Origin of the sequence: Streptomyces boncukensis (genome assembly GCF_011045075.1) — a bacterium.
Lineage (GTDB): Bacteria > Actinomycetota > Actinomycetes > Streptomycetales > Streptomycetaceae > Streptomyces > Streptomyces boncukensis.
This window is the reverse complement of sequence record NZ_JAAKZZ010000620.1, coordinates 1-3859: the sequence shown is the minus strand read 5'-3', so window position 1 is coordinate 3859 and position 3859 is coordinate 1. Positions and strand designations below refer to the sequence as shown.

Below are 3859 nucleotides of genomic sequence, written 5' to 3'. Positions count from 1 at the left end.
ACCCAACCCCCCAGCGCCCCGGCACAGTCCCGAGTCCGACCGGGACGCCACCCTGCTGGCGCTCGCGGCGCGGGACGGCGACCCGGTCGCCGTCGAGCGCTTCGTACAGGCCCTGCACCGCGACGTATGGCGCTTCGTGGCCCACCTCAGCGCCGATCCGCAGGCCGCCGACGACCTCGCGCAGGACACGTTTCTGCGCGCCCTGCGCAGCCTGCCGCGCTTCGAGGGCCGCTCCTCGGCGCGCACCTGGCTGCTGTCCATCGCCCGGCGCACCGTGGTCGACAGCCTGCGCCGGCAGTCCAGCAGGCCCGCGCTCCACGGGCGGGACGACTGGCAGACGCTGGCCGAGCAGGCCCAGCCCAAGGACGTGCCGGGCTTCGAGGAGGGGATCGCGCTCGCCGAACTCCTCGCCGCCCTCCCCGAGGAGCGCCGCCGCGCGTTCGTGCTGACCCAGCTGTTCGGGCTGCCGTACGACGAGGCCGCGCTCGGCATCGGCTGCCCCGTCGGCACGGTCCGCTCCCGGGTGGCGCGCGCCCGGCAGACCCTCGCCGAGCGGCTCGCCCAGGCGGATGCGGCGGACGCCGCCCCGGCCGTTCCGCTGGCCGCCTGACGGCCGCCCCGCGCCGCCGGGGTCCGCGTGCCGCGAGGGCGCGACCCCGGCGGAGGCCGCCCCTGGCGGGCCGGTGCCGCCGCGGTGGGTGTGAATCAGCCGACCGCGGATGCTCGTTCCGACCGTCCGCGGCCGTCCGGTCCGGCGAAAGGGCCGTCCGGCCCCATGCCGGGGGCACCGCAGAAACGTTCCCCTCTCGGTCGGGCATCAGAAGCCGGAGGAGACTTCCGTACAAATGTCGACCACAACACAAGCGGAATCGTTCACCGGCGGCCCCGCCCCGCAAACCGCGCAGGAATACGCCCTCCGGTCCCGGCGCACATCCCGGCGCACATCACGCCAGGAACGGCACAGGCGTCGCACCCGAACGATCGGACGCGGCAGGCCCCTCGCCCACCCGGTCGCACGGGGCGCCGGGCGCACATGAAATCTTCGCTGAACCTCCCCCAAAGCACATGGCTCAAAGTCCAGTTGCGTAACTGGACCGAACTCTTCCGGGTGCTATGCTCCCTGCACTTGCCGAGCGGGTCGCCAACCGTCATGTGAGGCATGGCAGACACGGGGGGAGTCCCGGTGGCGGGCCTGGCGGCGAGCACGCCGGCTCAGCGCGCATGGACAGGATTTCAGCAGCTGGGTTTCAGTCGCTTGAAGAGAGTTTTATGACGCAGTACATCCAGGATCCGGCATTCTGGTCCCTTGTCGCGGGCGTCCCCGCCGCGGCCGCCGTCTTCATCCGCCAGCGCCGGGTCATACGAGGATTACGGCAGGAGGGCGAGGACCTCAGACGGTCCGTCGCCGCCGGTGAGGACGGCTACGCCGATGCCGTCAGGCGCGCCGAGCTGCGCGCCGAGGAGGCCACGAAAACGGTCTTGAAGTCCGCGATGCGGACACTCCAGGGGCTGGCGGCCGAGCAGCAGTTGGGCATCTCCCGGCTCCAGTCGAAATACGGCGATTCGGTCATTCTCCAGGACCTCCTGGAAATCGACCACATGAACAATCAGTTCGGGCGGCGGGCCCAGTCCATCGCCGTTCTCTGCCAGGGCTGGCTCGGCCGGCAGCGCCAACCCGCATCCGTCTACAACGTGGTGCGCAGCGCCCAGGGCCGAATTCGGCACTTCCAGCGTGTGGAGATCCTCTCCCAGGCGGATTTCGCCATCACCAGCAGAGCCGTCGAGCCGGTCGCCCTGGCGCTGGCCGAACTGCTCGACAACGCGACCAGCTACTCCTCGCCGGAAACCGTCGTGGAGATCAATGTGCGGTCCGTGCCCAAGGGCATCTGCATCGTCGTCGACGACGCGGGCGTCGGGATGAACGAGGAGGAGCGCACCCGGGCGGGCGAGCTGCTCTCCGGCGCGCGCTCGGCGGGGGTCGCGGACCTCGGCAACCCGCCCCAGTTCGGCTTCCCGGTGATCGGGGCGCTGTGCGAGCGGTACGGCTTCACCGTCACCGTGGACTCGACCTCCCCCTACGGAGGCGTGCGCGCCGTCGTCCTGCTCCCCGACGAACTGCTCACCGGTATGCCGCAGTCGCCGCCCCGGCCTGTGGCCCAGCCCGGTCCGCTGCCGGGGCCCGCGGAGCCGCAGCCCATGGCCTCGACGACGACCGCCGACGGGCTGCCCAAGCGCCAGCGGAAGCGGCCCATGGCCATCGTCCAGAGCGACGCGGCAGGCCCGACCGGAACGGCCGGTGCGGCCGGGCCGGCCGGTGCGGCCGGAGCGCGCCAGCGCTCCGACGCCGAGACGGCCTCGATCATGGCGGCCTTCCAGCAGGGGACCCAGAGCGGCCGGAGTGCCCCCGTGGACGCCGCACGCAGGCCCGGCCCCGCCGACGGAAGCAAAGGACCTGAGGTTTCGTGAACAACGATCTGTCCTGGATGCTCGACAGCGCCCTGGAGATTCCAGGCGCCCTGCACGCGGTCCTGGTCTCCGCCGACGGCCTGCTGATGGCCCGCACCTCGGACCTCGGACGGGACGCGGCGGACACCGTCGCCGCCGCCATGAGCGGCGTGCAGTCCCTGAGCCGGTCGGTCGGGTTCTTCTGCGACGAGCCGAACCTGAAGTGGCGCCAGACGCTCGTCGAGTTCAACGGCGGATGGGTCTTCCTGATCTCCGCGGGCGAGGGCGCCTATCTGGCCGTATCGGCCACCGCCACCGTCGACATGGCCGACATCACCTTCCGTATGCAGCAGCTCGTCGGCCAGCTCGGCAAGGAGCTGTCGACCCCGCCCCGCGAGAACACCGGCCCGCGCTCATGACGGACGACGAGCACAACGAGAGCGAAGCAGCCGAATTAGTACGTCCGTATGTCATCACCCGCGGCCGGGATCTGCCGCAGGAGGACCGGTTCTCGCTGATCACCCTGGTGACGGCGGCGAGCGACCAGCGGCAGCGGCCCAACCGGCTGTCCCCGGAGGAGCAGCAGCTCCTGGAGCTGTGCTCCGGCGGCTATCTGTCGGTCGCCGAGATCGCCGGGCACACCCAGCTGCCGCTGGGCGTCGTGAAGATCCTGCTCAGCTCGCTGGCCGACGGCGGGCATCTGATCACCCGGGCGCCCATACCGCGCGCACAGCTGGCCGACGTACAGATCCTTCAGGAGGTGCTGGATGGGCTCCAAGCTCGCTTTGGGTGACGGCGCCTACGTACGGGGCGGCGCCGAGCAGACCGCCGTGAAGATCCTCGTCGTCGGGCACTTCGCCGTGGGCAAGTCCACCTTCATCGGCGCCATCTCCGAGATCCCCCCGCTCTCCACCGAGGAGACGATGACCCGGGCCGCGGAGACCGTCGACGACCTCAAGGGGGTCCAGCACAAGACCACCACCACGGTGGCGATGGACTTCGGGCGGCTGACCATCAACGACCAGGTCGTGCTGTATCTGTTCGGAACCCCCGGCCAGCAGCGGTTCATGCAGATGTGGGAGGACCTCTCCCGGGGCGCCCTGGGCGCGCTGGTGCTGGTCGACCCCGAGCGGCTGGCGGACTCCTTCCCCGTCATGGACCTGATCGAGCAGTACGGGCTCGAATACGCCATCGCCGTCAACCACTTCGACGACTCGCCGCAGCGCACCGAGAAGGCGCTGCGCGAGGCGATGGACCTGCTGCCCGACACTCCGCTGATCACCTGCGACGCGCGGGACGGGCAGTCGGCGGCCAACGCCCTGATCACGCTCGTCAAGCACCTCCAGGAACGCGCAGCTTTGGAGCACGCATGAACGTGGAGCACGCATGAACACAGAGCCCACCGGCCCCGTCC

General features: G+C 70.8%; 5 protein-coding genes. All 5 read left to right on the top strand.

Features of this window, described 5'->3' with window-relative positions:
- Positions 1 to 610 (top strand): sigma-70 family RNA polymerase sigma factor (locus G5C65_RS33115; protein WP_165302767.1); only part of this gene is annotated, 610 nt, incomplete at its 5' end.
- Between the two features lie 659 nt (positions 611 to 1269).
- Positions 1270 to 2466, top strand: coding sequence for an ATP-binding protein (locus tag G5C65_RS33110; RefSeq protein WP_165302766.1), 1197 nt, complete (start codon positions 1270 to 1272; stop codon positions 2464 to 2466).
- Complete coding sequence (locus tag G5C65_RS33105; protein ID WP_165302765.1) at positions 2463 to 2864, top strand: roadblock/LC7 domain-containing protein; 402 nt, start codon at positions 2463 to 2465, stop codon at positions 2862 to 2864. Before G5C65_RS33110 ends, G5C65_RS33105 begins: the two co-directional genes overlap by 4 nt.
- Positions 2861 to 3238, top strand: a complete 378-nt coding sequence (locus tag G5C65_RS33100) for a DUF742 domain-containing protein (RefSeq protein ID WP_165302764.1) — start codon at positions 2861 to 2863, stop codon at positions 3236 to 3238. Before G5C65_RS33105 ends, G5C65_RS33100 begins: the two co-directional genes overlap by 4 nt.
- The gene (locus tag G5C65_RS33095) at positions 3213 to 3818 is read left to right on the top strand and encodes a GTP-binding protein (RefSeq protein WP_165302763.1); all 606 of its coding nucleotides are present in this window, start codon (positions 3213 to 3215) and stop codon (positions 3816 to 3818) included. The genes G5C65_RS33100 and G5C65_RS33095 overlap by 26 nt, the downstream gene beginning before the upstream one ends.
- The last annotated feature ends 41 nt before the right edge of the window (positions 3819 to 3859 follow it).

Excerpts from the sequence above, each read along its gene's own strand:
- G5C65_RS33110 (WP_165302766.1), top strand. The coding sequence starts at position 1,270 with ATGACGCAGTACATCCAGGATCCGGCATTCTGGTCCCTTGTCGCGGGC.
- G5C65_RS33100 (WP_165302764.1), top strand. The coding sequence starts at position 2,861 with ATGACGGACGACGAGCACAACGAGAGCGAAGCAGCCGAATTAGTACGT.
- G5C65_RS33095 (WP_165302763.1), top strand. The coding sequence starts at position 3,213 with ATGGGCTCCAAGCTCGCTTTGGGTGACGGCGCCTACGTACGGGGCGGC.